The sequence below is a fragment of the Escherichia sp. MAL-1 genome (assembly GCF_052948035.1).
Window position 1 is genome coordinate 2975334 of sequence record NZ_CM129609.1, and the last position, 18105, is coordinate 2993438.

An 18105-nucleotide genomic window follows, 5' to 3' on the forward strand; every position below is an offset into this window, starting at 1 on the left:
TAAAACTCAGGCGGTCGAACGACCGCCTGGAGATGTTCACTTACGCCTGGTGGCCGTTGATGTAATCAATGGCAGCCTGAACGGTGGTGATTTTCTCAGCTTCTTCGTCCGGAATCTCAGTATCAAACTCTTCTTCCAGAGCCATTACCAGCTCAACGGTGTCAAGAGAATCCGCGCCCAGGTCTTCAACGAAAGAAGCATTGTTGGTAACTTCTTCCTGCTTAACGCCCAGCTGTTCGCCGATAATTTTCTTAACGCGTTCTTCGATAGTGCTCATACTCTTAAATTTCCTATCAAAACTCGCTTTCGCGATGGTTTTCGTAGTGTATAAAATGTTGAAAAATTTGCAACTAAATCCCGGCAGGTCTTACCACGATTTTACGTTATTTTGAGGCCTTACCCCCCAATAACGCAAATCATTTTGCACTAATTATTACTCATAACCACGCAGACTGCGCGCAACATGAGCATTTTGTGCAAATCGCGGTCAGACCATGTACATCCCGCCGTTCACATGCAAAGTTTCACCCGTGATGTAAGCTGCTTCGTCGGATGCCAGGAATGCAACCGCGTTGGCGATTTCCTGTGCGCCGCCGAGGCGACCCGCAGGAACCTGCGCCAGGATACCCGCACGCTGGTCATCGCTCAGCGCACGTGTCATGTCCGTTTCAATAAAGCCCGGAGCAACAACGTTTACAGTAATACCGCGTGACGCAACTTCGCGCGCCAGTGATTTACTGAAGCCGATCAAGCCCGCTTTCGCCGCAGCGTAGTTGGCCTGACCGCCATTTCCCATGGTACCAACCACAGAACCGATAGTGATAATACGACCATGACGCTTTTTCATCATAGCGCGCATTACCGCTTTTGACAGACGGAAAACAGATGAAAGGTTGGTTTCGATAATATCGTTCCACTCTTCATCTTTCATTCGCATTAACAGGTTATCACGAGTGATACCGGCATTATTGACCAGGATATCCACTTCACCAAATTCTGCGCGAATTTTTTCCAGAACAGATTCGATAGATGCCGGGTCGGTCACATTCAACATCAGACCTTTGCCGTTGGCACCTAAATAATCACTGATCGCCTGAGCGCCATTTTCACTGGTCGCAGTGCCAATAACTTTCGCGCCACGGGCTGCGAGCGTTTCAGCAATTGCGCGGCCAATTCCGCGGCTTGCACCGGTTACCAGTGCGATTTTTCCTTCAAAATTCATGATTTTCCTCTTTTAAAGCTCGAGCGCCGCTGCCATCGCTGAAGGTTCGTTCAGCGCCGAGGCGGTCAGGGTGTCGACAATGCGTTTCGTCAGGCCAGTAAGCACTTTGCCCGGGCCGACTTCATAGAGATGTTCTACGCCTTGCGCTGCCATGTACTCAACAGACTTCGTCCACTGAACCGGGTTATACAACTGACGTACCAGTGCGTCACGGATGGCATCACCATTGGTTTCGCATTTCACATCAACGTTATTCACAACAGGAACTGTTGGTGCGTTAAAGGTGATTTTCGCTAATTCTACTGCCAGTTTGTCGGCTGCTGGTTTCATCAGCGCACAGTGAGACGGTACGCTCACTGGTAACGGCAGAGCGCGTTTTGCGCCCGCAGCTTTACAGGCAGCGCCAGCACGCTCAACCGCTTCTTTATGACCGGCAATAACCACCTGTCCCGGAGAGTTAAAGTTTACCGGAGAAACGACCTGACCTTCTGCAGCTTCTTCACACGCTTTCGCAATAGACGCATCATCCAGACCGATGATTGCCGCCATAGCGCCCGTGCCTTCCGGTACGGCTTCTTGCATAAACTTGCCGCGCATCTCAACCAGACGCACCGCATCAGCGAAATCAATCACACCAGCGCAAACCAGCGCGGAGTATTCCCCCAGGCTGTGACCGGCCATCATTGCCGGTGCTTTACCGCCCTGCTGCTGCCATACGCGATACAGCGCAACAGAGGCAGTCAACAGCGCAGGCTGAGTTTGCCAGGTTTTATTCAGTTCTTCAGCTGGCCCCTGCTGGGTCAGCGCCCACAGGTCGTAGCCCAGCGCCGCAGAAGCTTCAGCAAACGTTTCTTCGACAATTGGATAGCTCGCCGCCATATCAGCCAGCATTCCAACGGTTTGAGAACCCTGTCCAGGGAACACAAATGCAAATTGCGTCATGTTTTAATCCTTATCCTAGAAACGAACCAGCGCGGAGCCCCAGGTGAATCCACCGCCAAAGGCTTCAAGCAGAACCAACTGCCCCGGCTTAATGCGCCCGTCGCGTACAGCTTCATCCAGCGCGCACGGGACAGAGGCCGCAGAGGTATTACCGTGGCGATCCAGCGTCACCACGACATTGTCCATAGACATACCGAGTTTTTTCGCCGTTGCACTGATAATACGCAGGTTAGCCTGATGCGGAACCAGCCAGTCCAGTTGAGAACGGTCAAGATTATTCGCCGCCAGCGTCTCATCAACGATGTGCGCCAGTTCCGTTACCGCAACCTTGAAGACTTCGTTGCCCGCCATCGTCAGATGAATTGAATTCTCTGGATTCACGCGGTCGGCGTTTGGCAGCGTCAGCAATTCACCATAACTACCGTCGGCATGCAGATGGGTGGAAATGATTCCCGGCTCTTCAGAGGCAGCCAGCACCGCAGCGCCCGCGCCATCGCCAAAAATAATAATAGTCCCACGATCTGTTGGATCGCAGGTGCGCGCCAGTACATCGGAACCGACGACCAGAGCATACTTCACCGCCCCAGATTTCACGTATTGATCGGCTACGCTTAATGCATAGGTGAAACCTGCGCAGGCTGCTGCAACGTCAAATGCCGGGCAACCTTTAATGCCCAACATGCTTTGAATCTGACAAGCTGCGCTCGGGAAAGCGTGCGTAGCAGAAGTCGTTGCCACAACGATCAGGCCAATCTGGTCTTTCTCAATGCCCGCCATCTCAATTGCGCGTGTCGCCGCTTCAAAGCCCATGGTTGAAACGGTTTCGTTTGGCGCGGCAATGTGGCGTTCGCGGATACCGGTACGAGTGACAATCCACTCATCAGAGGTGTCCACCATTTTTTCCAAATCGGCGTTTGTCCGCACTTGTTCGGGCAGATAGCTGCCAGTACCAATAATCTTCGTATACATGTACGCTCAGTCACTTTTCGGTTATATACCGTCACTTGCAAACTGCGAGTTCGCTGGCAGCGTCCTGCTACCGCAGAGTTCCGCTTTTGCCACCGTCCAGCAGCTCAAAACCAGCTGGGTATACAGATTCCAGGCGAGCGGCAATTCGCTGAGGAACTTGTCGCTGCACCGCCTGCACTGCCTGTTCAATCGCGACCGCAAAAGCTCGCTGATTGGCTGCACCATGACTTTTTATCACCGTGCCGCGCAATCCTAACAGACAGGCGCCGTTATACTGGTCGGGGTTGAGGTGACTGAATCGCCTCGTCAGGCTCTTTTGTAGCCAACGCTTTAATAACAGTAGCCACCACGACCGTTTTTTCCCTTCACCCTGAGATTTCAGCAGAGAAAGGAACATCCTGACAACACCTTCCATCGTCTTTAATGTGACATTTCCTGTAAAGCCGTCACAAACCAGCACATCTGTCTTGCCAGTTAACAACTCATTGGCTTCAAGATAGCCGATATAATTGATAGAAGGGATTGTTTTAAGCACCGCTGAGGCATCCCGAATACTGTCGAGACCCTTTACTTCTTCTTCACCAATATTGAGCAACGCCACGCGAGGATTGGGAATTTCCACCACCTCTTCAGCCAGAACTGAGCCCATAATGGCAAATTGCACCAACATTGTACTGTCACAATCGACGTTGGCCCCTAAGTCAAGGACCACCGTTTTGCCCTTTTGCTGATGTGGTAATACCGTCACCAGCGCCGGACGCTCAATCCCCTCCAGGGGCTTGAGTAATAATTTTGCCAGCCCCATCAGTGCCCCGGTATTACCGGCACTGACACAGGCTTGCGCTCGACCTTCTTTCACCAGCTCCAGGGCCACGCGCATTGAACTCCCACGACTGGCGCGGATAGCTTGCGAAGGCCGGGCATCACTGGCGATAACTGACTGCGCAGGAATAATCTGCAGACGCGAACGTTGTTCAAAGTCAGCTTTAGCAAGTAATGGCGTGATGGCGTCGGGATTGCCGACTAAAAGAAGAGTGAGTTGCGAATTAGAATTCAGTGCCTGCAATGCTGCAGGCACTGTCACGGAAGGGCCAAAATCCCCTCCCATGACATCTAACGCCAGGGTTAGACGTGTCAAGGTATCGTCGCCGCCCGGTTTGGTCTTTCCCCAGTTGCCTGGGGAAAATCCTCACTAAGCTTCATCACGCAGACGCGTGATTACTTAGCGATGACCTTGCGGCCGCGGTAGTAACCGTCGGCAGTGATGTGGTGACGCAGGTGTTTTTCACCAGAAGTTTTGTCTACAGACAGGCTGGTGACTGCGGTCAGCGCGTCATGGGAACGACGCATGCCACGTTTGGAACGGGTTGGTTTATTCTGTTGTACGGCCATGGACCTTACTCCTCAATTACGGTTTATCCCCGATCCAACGGGGAGCACCAATTACTTACGCTTTAAGCTGGCTAATACGGCAAATGGGTTTGGCTTTTGCGCTTCTTCAGGCAGTTCACCAAAGACCATGTCCGCTTCGGACACTTCACAGTGTTCAGAATCATGCACCGGAACTACCGGCAAGGCGAGGATGATTTCATCTTCAACCATTGCAAGCAGATCGATTTCACCGAATTCGTTAACCTCAATCGGTTCATACGCTTCCGGCAGTGCTTCAGCCTGTTCGTCTGAACGCACAGGACTAAAACAATACGTTGTGTAGACCTGATGAGTAAACGGCTTCCCGCAACGCTGACACTCGAGCGTTACCGTCACCTTCGCATCGCCGTTTAACACTGCGAGACGTTGGTTATCGATAGCGAACGACATGGAGCATTCCACATCACTGTCCACACTGACTACGGATTCGGCGACGCGCTCAACCTGATCAGGGGTATAGATACCCTGGTAATCAAGGCGTTTTTGAGCCGTACGAACCGGATCGAGAGTCAGGGGTAATTTTACCTTTTGCATAGGGCGCGCATATTAACTTTGTAACGTCATAGAGTCAAAGAAAAAGGCAGCCTGTGGTTGCCTTTTGCCAATAATTCGCACACATTGCGGGTTACTGCTTTATTTTCGTTCAGTGCTGATAACAAACATCAACCTGCAAAACGAAGCGCATAGTTTAAAATGGCTATCATCAATACGCTATATCTGATGGAAAAAAATATGCCTAAACTTATTTTAGCCTCCACCTCGCCATGGCGTCGCGCTCTTCTGGAAAAACTGCAAATCTCTTTTGAATGTGCAGCACCAGAGGTCGACGAAACCCCACGCAGCGACGAATCACCGCGACAGTTGGTGCTTCGACTGGCACAAGAAAAAGCGCAATCTCTGGCGTCACGTTATCCGGATCATTTAATTATTGGTTCAGACCAGGTATGTGTTCTTGATGGCGAAATCACCGGTAAACCGTTAACGGAAGAAAATGCCCGTCTGCAATTACGCAAAGCCAGCGGCAATATCGTCACCTTCTATACTGGACTGGCGTTGTTTAATTCGGCGAATGGGCATCTGCAAACAGAAGTGGAGCCTTTTGACGTCCATTTCCGTCACCTGAGCGAGGCGGAGATTGATAATTACGTGCGTAAGGAGCATCCCCTGCACTGCGCGGGTAGCTTTAAGAGTGAAGGATTTGGCATTACGCTGTTTGAGCGTTTAGAGGGACGTGACCCTAACACGCTGGTTGGTTTACCGCTAATCGCGCTGTGTCAGATGTTACGTCGGGAAGGGAAAAACCCGCTGATGGGATAGTTGTTTGCGCCGGATGCGGTTACGTCGCATCCGGCAATCGGTGCAGGCGGCCTGATGCGGCGTAAACGCCTTATCAGGCCAACCGCCCATTATCAGGCTTATATGCTTGTATTAGCGCGCGTTACGCAGCTTTTGCAAACAACGCTTCAAACCTTCATCCATCGGCGCTTCGATACGCATCACCTCACCGGTCCCCGGATGGGTAAACTTCAACGCTGCGGCGTGCAGGAACAGACGATTTAATCCCGTGCCTGCTTCAGTGAGCTGTCTGTCAAATTCACGGTCACCGTAGCGATCGTCAAAGGCAATCGGATGACCCGCATACTGTGTATGCACACGGATCTGATGAGTACGTCCGGTTACCGGGCTACAACGCACCAGGGTGGCAAATGCATAGCGTTCTTCCACTTTAAAGCGTGTTTCCGACGGTTTGCCTTCCTGACTGACACGCACGATACGTTCGCCGCTTTGCAGAATATTTTTCAATAACGGCGCTTGAACGCTCTTCACATGCGACTGCCACTGACCGCGCACCAGCGCCAGGTAATCTTTTTGCATCCCTTTTTCACGTAATTGCTCATGCAGAGAACGCAACGCCGAGCGTTTTTTCGCTACCAGCAAAACACCTGAGGTGTCCCGGTCAAGACGATGAACCAGTTCAAGGAACCGCGCTTCCGGGCGCAACGCCCGCAAACCTTCAATAACGCCGAAGCTTAAACCACTGCCGCCATGTACCGCCGTACCGGAAGGTTTATTCAGCACCAGGATGTGATCATCTTCATATAAGATGACGTCCGCCAGCGCCGCCACCTTTTGCAGATGTGGCGAAACCGCCTCTTCTTCCCGCTCAGCAACGCGAACCGGTGGAATACGCACCTCATCACCCGCTTCGAGTTTATATTCAGGCTTAATACGTTTTTTGTTCACCCGCACTTCGCCTTTACGCAAAATACGGTAAATCATACTTTTTGGTACGCCTTTCAATTGGGTACGCAAAAAGTTATCGATACGTTGCCCCGCTTCGTCAGCGGTGATAGCAACAATTTTTACGGATGGAGTCTCTGTTTTCATGGTTGGCGATTCTAATTAGCCAACAGGATTCGCGCCACTCATTTTTCTATGCTTATATTTACTTTTGCACCTTATTACTTCACTGCGTGATCACTTTATTGATGGTTATTAAACCAATCACCAGCAAGAAGTGAAAAAACTGTGAGTAAGCGGGTGATAAATGGTAAAAGTCATCTTGCTATAACAAGGCTTGCAGTGGAATAATGAGGCCGTTTCCGTGTCCATCCTTGTTAAAACAAGAAATTTTACGGAATAACCCATTTTGCCCGACCGATCATCCACGCAGCAATGGCGTAAGACGTATTGATCTTTCAGGCAGTTAGCGGGCTGCGGGTTGCAGTCCTTACCGGTAGATGGAAATATTTCTGGAGAGTAATACCCAGTCTGTTTCTTTGATAATTGCGCTGTTTTTCCGCATGAAAAACGGGCAACCGACACTCTGCGCCTCTTTGAGCTGACGATAACCGTGAGGTTGGCGACGCGACTAGACACGAGGCCATCGGTTCACACCCGGAAAGGCGTTACTTTGCCCGCAGCTTAGTCGTCAATGTAAGAATAATGAGTAAGTTACGATGAAAAGAATGTTAATCAACGCAACTCAGCAGGAAGAGTTGCGCGTTGCCCTTGTAGATGGGCAGCGTCTGTATGACCTGGATATCGAAAGTCCAGGGCACGAGCAGAAAAAGGCAAACATCTACAAAGGTAAAATCACCCGCATTGAACCGAGTCTGGAAGCTGCTTTTGTTGATTACGGCGCTGAACGTCACGGTTTCCTCCCACTAAAAGAAATTGCCCGCGAATATTTCCCTGCTAACTACAGTGCTCATGGTCGTCCCAACATTAAAGATGTGTTGCGTGAAGGTCAGGAAGTCATTGTTCAGATCGATAAAGAAGAGCGCGGCAACAAAGGCGCGGCATTAACCACCTTTATCAGTCTGGCGGGTAGCTATCTGGTTCTGATGCCGAACAACCCGCGCGCGGGTGGCATTTCTCGCCGTATCGAAGGCGACGACCGTACCGAATTAAAAGAAGCACTGGCAAGCCTTGAACTGCCGGAAGGCATGGGGCTTATCGTGCGCACCGCTGGCGTCGGCAAATCTGCTGAGGCGCTGCAATGGGATTTAAGCTTCCGTCTGAAACACTGGGAAGCCATCAAAAAAGCCGCTGAAAGCCGCCCGGCCCCGTTCCTGATTCATCAGGAGAGCAACGTAATCGTTCGCGCATTCCGCGATTACTTACGTCAGGACATCGGCGAAATCCTTATCGATAACCCGAAAGTGCTCGAACTGGCACGTCAGCATATCGCTGCATTAGGTCGCCCGGATTTCAGCAGCAAAATCAAACTGTACACCGGCGAGATCCCGCTGTTCAGCCACTACCAGATCGAGTCACAGATCGAGTCCGCCTTCCAGCGTGAAGTTCGTCTGCCGTCTGGTGGTTCCATTGTTATCGACAGCACCGAAGCGTTAACGGCCATCGACATCAACTCCGCACGCGCGACCCGCGGCGGCGATATCGAAGAAACCGCGTTTAACACTAACCTCGAAGCTGCCGATGAGATTGCTCGTCAGCTGCGCCTGCGTGACCTCGGCGGCCTGATTGTTATCGACTTCATCGACATGACGCCAGTACGCCACCAGCGTGCGGTAGAAAACCGTCTGCGTGAAGCGGTGCGTCAGGACCGTGCGCGTATTCAAATCAGCCATATTTCTCGCTTTGGCCTGCTGGAAATGTCCCGTCAGCGCCTGAGCCCATCACTGGGTGAATCCAGCCATCACGTCTGCCCGCGCTGCTCCGGTACCGGTACCGTGCGTGACAACGAATCGCTGTCGCTCTCTATTCTGCGTCTGATCGAAGAAGAAGCGCTGAAAGAGAACACCCAGGAAGTTCACGCCATTGTTCCTGTGCCAATCGCTTCTTATCTGCTGAATGAAAAACGTTCTGCGGTGAATGCCATTGAAACGCGTCAGGACGGTGTTCGCTGCGTGATTGTGCCAAACGATCAGATGGAAACCCCGCACTACCACGTGCTGCGCGTGCGTAAAGGGGAAGAAACGCCGACCTTAAGCTACATGCTGCCGAAGCTGCATGAAGAAGCGATGGCGCTGCCGTCTGAAGAAGAGTTCGCTGAACGTAAGCGTCCGGAACAACCTGCGCTGGCAACCTTTGCCATGCCGGATGTGCCGCCAGCGCCAACCCCAGCTGAACCTGCCGCGCCTGTCGTAGCCCCAGCACCTAAATCTGCACCGGCAACACCAGCCGCTCCTGCCCAACCTGGGCTGTTGAGCCGCTTCTTCGGCGCACTGAAAGCGCTGTTCAGCGGTGGTGAAGAAACCAAACCGTCCGAGCAACCAACACCGAAAGCAGAAGCGAAACCGGAACGTCAACAGGATCGTCGCAAGCCTCGTCAGAACAACCGCCGTGACCGTAATGAGCGCCGCGACACCCGTAGTGAACGTACTGAAGGCAGCGATAATCGCGAAGAAAACCGTCGTAATCGTCGCCAGGCACAGCAGCAGACTGCCGAGACGCGTGAGAGCCGTCAGCAGGCTGAGGTAACGGAAAAAGCGCGTACCACCGACGAGCAGCAAGCGCCGCGTCGTGAACGTAGCCGCCGCCGTAATGATGATAAACGTCAGGCGCAACAAGAAGCGAAGGCGCTGAATGTTGAAGAGCAATCTGTTCAGGAAACCGAACAGGAAGAACGTGTACGTCCGGTTCAGCCGCGTCGTAAACAGCGTCAGCTCAATCAGAAAGTGCGTTACGAGCAAAGCGTAGCCGAAGAAGCGGTAGTCGCACCGGTGGTTGAAGAAACTGTCGCTGCCGAACCAATTGTTCAGGAAGCGCCAGCTCCACGCACAGAACTGGTGAAAGTCCCGCTGCCAGTCGTAGCGCAAACTGCACCAGAACAGCAAGAAGAGAACAATGCTGATAACCGTGACAACGGTGGCATGCCGCGTCGTTCTCGCCGCTCGCCTCGTCACCTGCGCGTAAGTGGTCAGCGTCGTCGTCGCTATCGTGACGAGCGTTATCCAACCCAGTCGCCAATGCCGTTGACCGTAGCGTGCGCGTCTCCGGAACTGGCCTCTGGCAAAGTCTGGATCCGCTATCCAATTGTACGTCCGCAAGATGTACAGGTTGAAGAGCAGCGCGAACAGGAAGAAGTACATGTGCAGCCGATGGTGACTGAGGTCCCTGTCGCCGCCGCTATCGAACCGGTTGTTAGCGCGCCAGTTGTTGAAGAAGTGGCCGGTGTCGTAGAAGCCCCCGTTCAGGTTGCCGAACCGCAACCGGAAGTGGTTGAAACGACGCATCCTGAAGTGATTGCTGCCGCGGTAACTGAACAGCCGCAGGTGATTACCGAGTCTGATGTTGCCGTAGCCCAGGAAGTTGCAGAACAAGCAGAACCGGTGGTTGAACCGCAGGAAGAGACGGCAGATATTGAAGAAGTTGTCGAAACTGCTGAGGTTGTAGTTGCTGAACCTGAAATTGTTGCTCAACCTGCCGCGCCAGTAGTCGCTGAAGTCGCAGCAGAAGTTGAAACGGTAGCTGCGGTCGAACCTGAGGTCACCGTTGAGCATAACCACGCTACCGCGCCAATGACGCGCGCTCCAGCACCGGAATATGTTCCGGAGGCACCGCGTCACAGTGACTGGCAGCGCCCTACTTTTGCCTTCGAAGGTAAAGGTGCCGCAGGTGGTCATACGGCAACACATCATGCCTCTGCCGCTCCTGCGCATCCGCAACCTGTTGAGTAATAATTAGCTCAAAGTAATCAAGCCCTGGTAACTGCCAGGGCTTTTTTATTTCATCTTTGAATCAACATATTAAAATTCATCGAATGGCATCCTTGCTAACCAACAATGCAAAATAGGCAAAAAAATGCCCGCCCCAGCGATCCCAGAGCAGGCAGACAAAACATACCCAGTTTCATGATATGTTTTAAAGCGAAATTATTTGTTGAGCTGGAAGAGCGACAATCCCTGCATATCGGTAAATGCTTTATACGATGCCTGCAATGCCGTTTGCTGCATGATGTAAGATGAAATAGTTGCATTCCAATCCACATCAACCAGATCGCTCATCTGCTGCGTTTGCCCTAAAGCGCGATCGCTACCTAATGAATCCAGCGACTCCAGTTCGTTCAGCTGCGTGCCTAATTCCGCGCGAACAGTCAGCACATTGTTCAGCGAGTTTTTCAGTCCGCGGTTGGTTTTATCTAACGCCGCAGCGGCGGTTTCTTTATCCGCTTCGCTATCCGCGACCGGCGTTTTCAGGGCTGCGATGGCACTATCCAGCATGGCAAAAAGATTGGTTTCAGAAGCGCTACCGTCTGGTTCCGCTACCGCGTTGCTGGTAATACTGTCGAAAATTTTGTCACCCGTGTGCCCTATCACCATCGAACGCGAAGCATCGACCTGTTGCTTAATACTTTCTGTTCCGCCGACATAATCACCGTTAGCCTCACTAAACGGCGCAGTTTCTGTTTTATAACCGGCAAAAATGTAACGCCCGTTACCGTCAGTGGTGTTCGCCAGATTCAGCAACTGGTCACGAAGCCCCTGAATATCCGTAGCCAGCGAGGCCCGGTCATCGTCACTCAAGGTGCCATTGCTGGCGTAGACAATTTTTTCCTGAGCATTCTGGATAGCAGTGGTGACCTGGCTAAGTACACTCTCTTCCAGTGACACTTTTTGAGTGGCGAAAGTACGTGCCAGCGTGTACTGGCTGTTTTGCGCCTGTGCCTGGGAGAGAACTACGGCTTGTGATGCTGCAATGGGATCGTCAGAAGGGTTAACGACTCGCTTACCTGTCGACATCTGCTCGCCGTACTTCATCCATTCTGCCTGAGAATTGGTGATGCCACGCATGTTTTGCTGGTACATCATCTGGGTACTGAAACGCATCTTATCTCCCCTTAGCGAATGTTAATCAGCGCATCAAAAATCGCGTTTGCCGTCTGCAGAACCTGCGCATTCGCCAGGTAATACTGCTGAAAACGTTGCAGATTTCCGTACTCCTCATCGAGATTGACACCGGAAATCGACTGCTGCTGATTGGAAAGCTGCGTCACCACATTACCTTGCGTGGTGCTACTGGTTTTCAACGTCGCGGTTTTATTACCGATATCACTCACTAACGAGGCATAAGCGTCGTTAAAGGATTTCGCACCGCCCACCGTTTTACTGTTGCTTTGCAGATCCAGCAGGGCCTGACCGTTGCGGTTGTCGCTATCACCCGCATCTTCTTCGCTCGCCATCGCGATTTTCGCTTCGTCGGTGATTAATACATCCATGTTGACGATGGCGTCACTTACTGGTTTCAGCGTGAAGCTGTCGTTAACGGCAGGCGTTCCTGTAAACGTCAACTCCAGACCATCAAATGCCACTTTACCGTTGGCATCCGGCGTCACCGTAAAAGTGGTATTGCTGGCAAGGCGGGTGACCTGCCACTGATTATTATCGAACGAGATTTTGTAATCTGTCGCCAGTACCGCGGAGGCATCAGTTACCGTGGCACCGATCGCAACGTCACCTTTGTTTTTCGTGTTTTGCAGAACCGCGGGCTTACCGATAGCAAAGAAATCTTCACCGGCATCGCCGTTAGCATCAAATCCGGCTTTGTGTTGGGTGTTGAAAGCCTCGGCAAATGCCAGCGCCAGTTGTCCAAGCGTATTACGCGTCTGGTCCAGATCCTGAGAACGGAATGTCAGAATGCCGCCCAGCGACCCGGTATTCAGTAATTTCTCCGGGATCTCAATATTGCCTGCCGTCCCATCAACATAAGCGACAGTCGTACGAGAAGGGTCAGCGCTGGAAGGAACTGCCGCCAGTTGCCGCGCCGTACTTCCCTGAACCAGTGAGTAACCATTGGCCATCGTGATGTTATAAGTGCCGCCATCCTGAACGCTGACTTCTACACCAACAATCTGGTTTAATTCGCTCACCAGTTGATCGCGTTGATCCAGCAGATTGTTAGGTGACGCCCCTGCCCCCACGCCTGTCAGGCGCGAGATTTGATCGTTCAGGCTGGCAATTTGTTTAGCGTAGTTGTTGATCTGATCAACGCTGGCACCTATCGCGATATTGACCTGTTTGTCCTGGTCGCGCAGATATTGATCGGTGGTTTTAAACTGATTCACCAATCCTTCTGATTTCCCAATCAGCGCCTGGCGCGCTGCCGGGTCTTCCGCGTTACTCACCAGCGTTTGCAGGCTGGTGAAGAAATCCTGCATCTGTGTTGCCAGCGAAGAGGTACTGGTGGAGAGCATATTGTCGATTTTCGACATCTGCTCATAGCGGGCAGTCAGACCGCTACTTTGCGTCTGCGCCGCACGTAACTGGTTGGTAATAAACGCATCATACTCACGCTGCACACCAGAAACGTAGACACCATTGCCAACCCAGCCGCCAGCGCCCAACGTGCTATTGGCCTGCGCCATAATAGTGGTTTGGCGGGTATATCCGGCAACGTTATAGCTGGAGATATTATTACTTGCCGTATTTAACGCCGCCTGGGCCGCGTTCAGTCCGCTCATGGCGTTATTAATCAAGCTGGACATGGAGGTTCCTTATAAGCCTTCAATTACAGAGTATTATCGGCAGCGACCCGCCGGACTTGAGTTATTCAGAACAGATTATCAATGTTCATACTGTAGGTTTTGCTCACCTTGTCGCTTATCGATTTCATCTGCTGAATCATGTTGGTGAGTTTGCGGGCATAGTGAGGATCGGTGGCATAGCCCGCGTCCTGTAGGGCCTGCGCCCCCTGTTCCGCACTCGCGGCGGTCGTCACGGCGGCGTAGCGCGGGTTACGCGTTAACAGCCCAACGTAATCCGACAAGGCTTCCAGATACGAGCTGTAGACGCGAAACTTCGCTTTTACTTTCTTCGCTTCGCCGTTTTCATATTCAGTCGTGGTGATTTCAGTAACTGGCCCTTTCCAGTTGCCAGAGGCTTTGACACCAAACAGGTTATAGCTCGGCTCGCCGTTTTCGCGGCGGATTTGCCGTTGCCCCCAACCAGATTCCAGTGCCGCCTGAGCGAGGATCAAATGATGTGGCACACCGCTTTGCTGGCTTGCCAGTTGGGCGGGCAGCGAGAGTTGCGCGAGGAATGCTTTACTGTCACCCGGCAGCGAATCATCGTAGTTACGTGGCACGGCCTTTTGCACCAGCTGCGAAAGCGCCTGATTTTGATAACGCACCACAGTTTCGAGCGGGAATTTCATCGGTGCTGCTGGCGTGGACTCCTCTGGCAATGGTTGTTCTGGCGTCATCTGTTTAACCATCATCTCTGCAAGCCCCAGACCTTTGCCCGCCGTCATCTGTTGGGCAATCTGCTGGTCATACATACTGGTATACAGGCGAGTGTGCTCGCTGCTGAACAGGCCATCTTTTGGTAAAGCGTCGCGCATGCTTTTCAACATCATCTGCACGAACATCCCTTCCACCTGACGGGCCACCGGACGGATATTTGCCGCCGGATCTTCGCCCGCTTTCGCCTTTAGTTCGTTGAGTGATTGCGCATCCCAGGCCGCACTTGCCAGTAGTTTGCTGTCGCTGATCATCAGATGATTTCCAGTTTTGCCCGCAGACATCCCGCACTTTGCATTGATTGCAGTATGGACATCAGATCCATCGGCGTAGCGCCCAGCGCATTGAGCGCGCGCACCACGTTATTGAGGCTGGCGCTGGAACGTACGCTTTGCAGCGAACCGCCGCTCTGGCGTAAATCGATCTGCGTTTGTGGAGTAACCACAGTCTGTCCACCACCAAACGGTGTATCTGGCTGGCTGACATTGGCCTGACGATTAACTGTTACTGAGAGATTCCCCTGCGCTACCGCGCAGCTGTCGAGGGTCACTTCGCGATTCATCACCACCGAACCGGTGCGCGAGTTAATCACTACTTTAGCGTCCTGCGGGGTGACATTAACCTGCATATTCTGAATATCGGCAAGGAAGCGGACCTGGGAACTGTTGCCACTCGGTACGCGCACCTGAATAGTCCGCGCATCTAACGCGGTGGCGCTGCCATATCCACGCACGCGGTTGATGGTGTCAGCGATTTGCTGCGCCATGCTGAAATCTTCGTCGTTAAGTTGCAAATTAAGGGTATTCCCGACGCCAAACTGGCTGGGCAATTCACGTTCAATAACCGCACCATTGGTGATCCGTCCACCGTTCAGTTGGTTAACCTGAACACTGCTACCGCCAGCGGAGGCTCCTGCGCCGCCAACCAGAATATTGCCCTGCGCCAGCGCATACACCTGACTGTCAACGCCCTTAAGCGGTGTCATCAACAACGTACCTCCACGCAAGCTTTTGGCATTTCCCATGGAAGAAACCACCACATCGATGGTTTGCCCCTGACGTCCAAACGGAGGAAGTGACGCTGTCACCATTACCGCAGCGACGTTTTTTAGCTGCATATTGGTGCCCGTCGGAACGGTAATTCCCAGCTGTGAGAGCATGTTATTAAGCGTTTGTGTGGTAAACGGCGTCTGGGTTGTCTGGTCACCGGTGCCATCCAGCCCCACCACCAGACCATAGCCAATCAGTGAGTTTTGCCTTACCCCCTGAACACTGGTGAGATCGCGAATACGCTCAGCCTGAGCCGCCGTCGTGACCAGTAGAAGAATTAATGCAGAGAGAAATTTAATCACCACAGCCTCACTTACATTGGCGACAGGTTAAGGAAGAAACGCTGCAACCAGCCCATATTTTGCGCTTCGTTAATGTAGCCATTGCCTACGTATTCAATGCGCGCATCCGCCACCTGAGTAGACGGTACGGTATTGCTGCCGCTGATAGTGCGTGGATTAACCACGCCAGAGAAGCGAATAAATTCGGTACCCTGATTAATGGCAATCTGTTTTTCACCCACCACATGCAGGTTGCCGTTGACCAGTACCTGGTCAACCGTCACCGTCAACGTGCCGCTAAAGGTATTGCTGGCATTGGCCCCGCCCTTTCCGTTGAACGTGTTACCACCGGAGGCTTCGACATCGGCACGAGCGTTACCAAACAGCCCCTGCAAATAGCGCGGCACAGTATCAAAGCCAAAATTAGTTTTACCGTCACGGCTGGCATTCGCAGAGGAGCTTTTGCTGGCGCTGACGTTCTCCTGCAACACGATGGTCAGCGTATCGCCAATATTGCGTGGTCGACGATCTTCAAACAGTGGTTGATAGCCATAGTTAATCGGCTGAGCAGACTGGAAAATAGAACCGTTGGCGACGGGCGTCGGACCGGGAACCGGTTGTGCACTGGTCGCCCCCTGCACCAGCGGCGTGGAGGGTATCCAGGCGCAGCCGGTTAGTGAAAGCACCAACAAGCTGGAAATGGCATAAGTATGCGCAGCGTTTTTTTGCATGGCTATCATCTTCAAAAATCAGTAAACCGGTGAACCTGCCACCGGTTAAGCCTTAGAGTTGCGTCAGTTTTTGCAGCATCTGATCGGTGGTGGACACCGCTTTACTGTTGATTTCGTAAGCGCGTTGCACCTGAATCATATTGACCAGTTCTTCCGCCACGTTGACGTTAGACGTTTCAACATACCCTTGATACAGCAGTCCCGCGCCGTTCAGGCCCGGCGTGCTTTCGTTCGGTGCACCAGAGGATTGCGTTTCGGTGTAGAGGTTTTCGCCAATGCTCTCCAGCCCGGTGTCATTCATAAAGGTGGTGAGATTGAGCTGCCCAACCTGAACCGGAGCTGCCTGGCCTTGTTGGGTTACGCTGACCACGCCATCACGACCGATGGTGATACTTAACGCATTCGCCGGAATGGTGATCGCTGGCTGCACCTGAAAACCACCAGCCGTCACCAGCTGCCCGTTCTGATCCACCTGGAAAGAGCCGTCACGGGTATAGGCTGATGAACCATCTGGCAACATCACCTGGAAAAAGCCCTGCCCTTTAATCGCGACATCTTTGCTGTTGTTGGTCTGCGACAGGTTTCCCTGGCTGTGTAAGCGTTCAGTGGCGACCGGGCGTACCCCCGTGCCGATTTGTAATCCGGAGGGTAAGGTGGTTTGTTCGGAAGACTGTGCCCCCGGCTGGCGAATGGTTTGATAAAGCAGATCTTCAAACACCGCGCGCTGACGCTTAAAACCGTTAGTACTGACGTTTGCCAGGTTGTTGGCAATGACGTCCATATTGGTTTGCTGGGCGTCAAGGCCCGTTTTGGCGATCCATAATGAACTGATCATAAAATGTCCTGTAGTGGATTAGTGACAAAGTGCATATGTCTTCTTGCCGGATGCGGCGTAAACGCCTTATCCGGCCTACAAGTGCTCGCAAAATCGATAAATTGCGATTGCCCCCATAGACCCGATAAACTTGCGCATCGGGCAACTTATACTTGTCATGTATCCTTTCAATTAACTCATCGACAGCAGTTGGTTGGCACGGCCTGCGTTATCATCGACGCTGCTGATCACCTTCATCTGCATTTCAAAACGCCGCGCGCTGGCAATCATGTCGCTCATTGCCGCAACGGCATTGACGTTACTGCCTTCCAGAACCCCCGACATCACACGCAAGGTTGGATCTGCCTGCAGTACCGGCCCACGCGTGGCCTGGGTTTCTGCGCTTAAACGAAAAATGCCGTCGTCACCGCGCTGCACTTCGCTGCCCGTGGCTTTCACCAGTTTAAGACGCCCTACTGGCGCAACCGTATTTGCCGGATCGCCCGGATTGAGCGCCGAGATTGTGCCATCGGCAGCAATAGTGATTTCCGCCCCTTCCGGCACAGCAATTGGCCCAGCCTCGCCTATCACCGGATGCCCCTGAATTGTCAGTTGCCCGGTGGGATCAACCTGAATGCTGCCATTACGCGTATACCCTTCGCTGCCGTCAGCGGACTGCACGGCCAGCCAGCCATCCTGCTGCAACGCAACGTCCAGCGGGCGCGAGGTGTAATCCATCTTGCCGGGCGTCATGTCTGCACCCGGTGTTGACGCCGTTACCAGCGTGCGCGTGGGCAGTGAAAGCCCTTCCACCGGCACTGCACGCAAGGCGTTTAACTGCGCGCGAAAACCGGGCGTAGAGGCATTGGCCAGATTACTGGCGGTTACCGCCTGTTGATTCAGCGTCTGGCTGGCTGCTCCCATCGCGGTATAAATTGCGTGATCCATTGAGCTATCCCGTCA

General features: G+C 52.7%; 17 protein-coding genes. 2 read left to right on the forward strand and 15 right to left on the reverse strand.

Annotated elements, in window-relative coordinates; translation table 11 throughout:
- Positions 1-40 precede the first annotated feature (40 nt).
- The 7 genes from acpP to yceD all read right to left on the reverse strand — a co-directional run bounded on the left by acpP (position 41) and on the right by yceD (position 5098).
- Positions 41-277, reverse strand: a complete 237-nt coding sequence (gene acpP / locus ACU8XX_RS14900) for an acyl carrier protein (protein ID WP_000103754.1) — start codon at positions 275-277, stop codon at positions 41-43.
- Positions 278-487: 210 nt separating this feature from the next.
- Positions 488-1222 carry a 3-oxoacyl-ACP reductase FabG gene (fabG, locus tag ACU8XX_RS14905; protein ID WP_001008535.1) on the reverse strand — a complete coding sequence of 245 codons (735 nt, stop codon included), beginning with the start codon at positions 1220-1222 and terminating at the stop codon, positions 488-490.
- 12 nt (positions 1223-1234) lie between these two features.
- Positions 1235-2164 (reverse strand): ACP S-malonyltransferase, encoded by a 930-nt coding sequence (fabD, locus tag ACU8XX_RS14910; RefSeq protein ID WP_000191372.1) that lies wholly within the window; start codon positions 2162-2164, stop codon positions 1235-1237.
- 15 nt (positions 2165-2179) lie between these two features.
- Positions 2180-3133, reverse strand: a complete 954-nt coding sequence (gene fabH, locus ACU8XX_RS14915) for a beta-ketoacyl-ACP synthase III (protein WP_000288132.1) — start codon at positions 3131-3133, stop codon at positions 2180-2182.
- Between the two features lie 67 nt (positions 3134-3200).
- Positions 3201-4271 (reverse strand): phosphate acyltransferase PlsX, encoded by a 1071-nt coding sequence (gene plsX, locus ACU8XX_RS14920; protein ID WP_000197578.1) that lies wholly within the window; start codon positions 4269-4271, stop codon positions 3201-3203.
- Positions 4272-4351: 80 nt separating this feature from the next.
- A complete protein-coding gene (gene rpmF, locus ACU8XX_RS14925) occupies positions 4352-4525 on the reverse strand; it encodes a 50S ribosomal protein L32 (protein ID WP_000290727.1) in 174 nt (57 codons plus the stop codon).
- Between the two features lie 51 nt (positions 4526-4576).
- Positions 4577-5098, reverse strand: a complete 522-nt coding sequence (gene yceD / locus ACU8XX_RS14930; protein WP_001174481.1) for a 23S rRNA accumulation protein YceD — start codon at positions 5096-5098, stop codon at positions 4577-4579.
- Between the two features lie 198 nt (positions 5099-5296).
- Between yceD and yceF the strand changes: the two genes are divergently transcribed.
- A complete protein-coding gene (yceF, locus tag ACU8XX_RS14935; protein WP_001125202.1) occupies positions 5297-5881 on the forward strand; it encodes a 7-methyl-GTP pyrophosphatase in 585 nt (194 codons plus the stop codon).
- 111 nt (positions 5882-5992) lie between these two features.
- Here yceF and rluC read toward each other — a convergent pair whose 3' ends face one another.
- Positions 5993-6952 carry a 23S rRNA pseudouridine(955/2504/2580) synthase RluC gene (gene rluC / locus ACU8XX_RS14940; RefSeq protein WP_000846343.1) on the reverse strand — a complete coding sequence of 320 codons (960 nt, stop codon included), beginning with the start codon at positions 6950-6952 and terminating at the stop codon, positions 5993-5995.
- Positions 6953-7524: 572 nt separating this feature from the next.
- On the opposite strand from rluC, the gene rne reads away from it, so the two are divergent.
- A complete protein-coding gene (gene rne, locus ACU8XX_RS14945; protein WP_112033974.1) occupies positions 7525-10710 on the forward strand; it encodes a ribonuclease E in 3186 nt (1061 codons plus the stop codon).
- Between the two features lie 195 nt (positions 10711-10905).
- On the opposite strand, the gene flgL is transcribed toward rne, so the two are convergent.
- The 7 genes from flgL to flgF form a co-directional block, all read right to left on the reverse strand.
- Positions 10906-11859 carry a flagellar hook-associated protein FlgL gene (gene flgL / locus ACU8XX_RS14950; RefSeq protein ID WP_001212776.1) on the reverse strand — a complete coding sequence of 318 codons (954 nt, stop codon included), beginning with the start codon at positions 11857-11859 and terminating at the stop codon, positions 10906-10908.
- Between the two features lie 11 nt (positions 11860-11870).
- Positions 11871-13514: a flagellar hook-associated protein FlgK gene (gene flgK, locus ACU8XX_RS14955; RefSeq protein WP_000096480.1), complete on the reverse strand. Its 1644-nt coding sequence runs from the start codon at positions 13512-13514 to the stop codon at positions 11871-11873.
- Positions 13515-13579: 65 nt separating this feature from the next.
- The gene (gene flgJ, locus ACU8XX_RS14960) at positions 13580-14521 is read right to left on the reverse strand and encodes a flagellar assembly peptidoglycan hydrolase FlgJ (protein WP_001295441.1); all 942 of its coding nucleotides are present in this window, start codon (positions 14519-14521) and stop codon (positions 13580-13582) included.
- Complete coding sequence (gene flgI / locus ACU8XX_RS14965; protein ID WP_000589326.1) at positions 14521-15618, reverse strand: flagellar basal body P-ring protein FlgI; 1098 nt, start codon at positions 15616-15618, stop codon at positions 14521-14523. Before flgI ends, flgJ begins: the two co-directional genes overlap by 1 nt.
- A gap of 11 nt (positions 15619-15629) precedes the next feature.
- Positions 15630-16328 carry a flagellar basal body L-ring protein FlgH gene (gene flgH, locus ACU8XX_RS14970; protein WP_001295442.1) on the reverse strand — a complete coding sequence of 233 codons (699 nt, stop codon included), beginning with the start codon at positions 16326-16328 and terminating at the stop codon, positions 15630-15632.
- A 52-nt stretch (positions 16329-16380) separates the two neighbouring features.
- Positions 16381-17163 (reverse strand): flagellar basal-body rod protein FlgG, encoded by a 783-nt coding sequence (gene flgG, locus ACU8XX_RS14975; RefSeq protein WP_000625837.1) that lies wholly within the window; start codon positions 17161-17163, stop codon positions 16381-16383.
- A 171-nt stretch (positions 17164-17334) separates the two neighbouring features.
- Positions 17335-18090 carry a flagellar basal-body rod protein FlgF gene (flgF, locus tag ACU8XX_RS14980; protein WP_000349302.1) on the reverse strand — a complete coding sequence of 252 codons (756 nt, stop codon included), beginning with the start codon at positions 18088-18090 and terminating at the stop codon, positions 17335-17337.
- Between the last annotated feature and the right edge of the window lie 15 nt (positions 18091-18105).

Coding starts and splice junctions, on each gene's coding strand:
- yceD (WP_001174481.1), bottom strand. CDS start 5,098: ATGCAAAAGGTAAAATTACCCCTGACTCTCGATCCGGTTCGTACGGCT.
- acpP (WP_000103754.1), bottom strand. CDS start 277: ATGAGCACTATCGAAGAACGCGTTAAGAAAATTATCGGCGAACAGCTG.
- fabH (WP_000288132.1), bottom strand. CDS start 3,133: ATGTATACGAAGATTATTGGTACTGGCAGCTATCTGCCCGAACAAGTG.
- rne (WP_112033974.1), top strand. CDS start 7,525: ATGAAAAGAATGTTAATCAACGCAACTCAGCAGGAAGAGTTGCGCGTT.
- flgG (WP_000625837.1), bottom strand. CDS start 17,163: ATGATCAGTTCATTATGGATCGCCAAAACGGGCCTTGACGCCCAGCAA.
- fabG (WP_001008535.1), bottom strand. CDS start 1,222: ATGAATTTTGAAGGAAAAATCGCACTGGTAACCGGTGCAAGCCGCGGA.
- yceF (WP_001125202.1), top strand. CDS start 5,297: ATGCCTAAACTTATTTTAGCCTCCACCTCGCCATGGCGTCGCGCTCTT.
- flgH (WP_001295442.1), bottom strand. CDS start 16,328: ATGCAAAAAAACGCTGCGCATACTTATGCCATTTCCAGCTTGTTGGTG.
- fabD (WP_000191372.1), bottom strand. CDS start 2,164: ATGACGCAATTTGCATTTGTGTTCCCTGGACAGGGTTCTCAAACCGTT.
- rpmF (WP_000290727.1), bottom strand. CDS start 4,525: ATGGCCGTACAACAGAATAAACCAACCCGTTCCAAACGTGGCATGCGT.
- flgJ (WP_001295441.1), bottom strand. CDS start 14,521: ATGATCAGCGACAGCAAACTACTGGCAAGTGCGGCCTGGGATGCGCAA.
- flgF (WP_000349302.1), bottom strand. CDS start 18,090: ATGGATCACGCAATTTATACCGCGATGGGAGCAGCCAGCCAGACGCTG.
- flgK (WP_000096480.1), bottom strand. CDS start 13,514: ATGTCCAGCTTGATTAATAACGCCATGAGCGGACTGAACGCGGCCCAG.
- rluC (WP_000846343.1), bottom strand. CDS start 6,952: ATGAAAACAGAGACTCCATCCGTAAAAATTGTTGCTATCACCGCTGAC.
- flgL (WP_001212776.1), bottom strand. CDS start 11,859: ATGCGTTTCAGTACCCAGATGATGTACCAGCAAAACATGCGTGGCATC.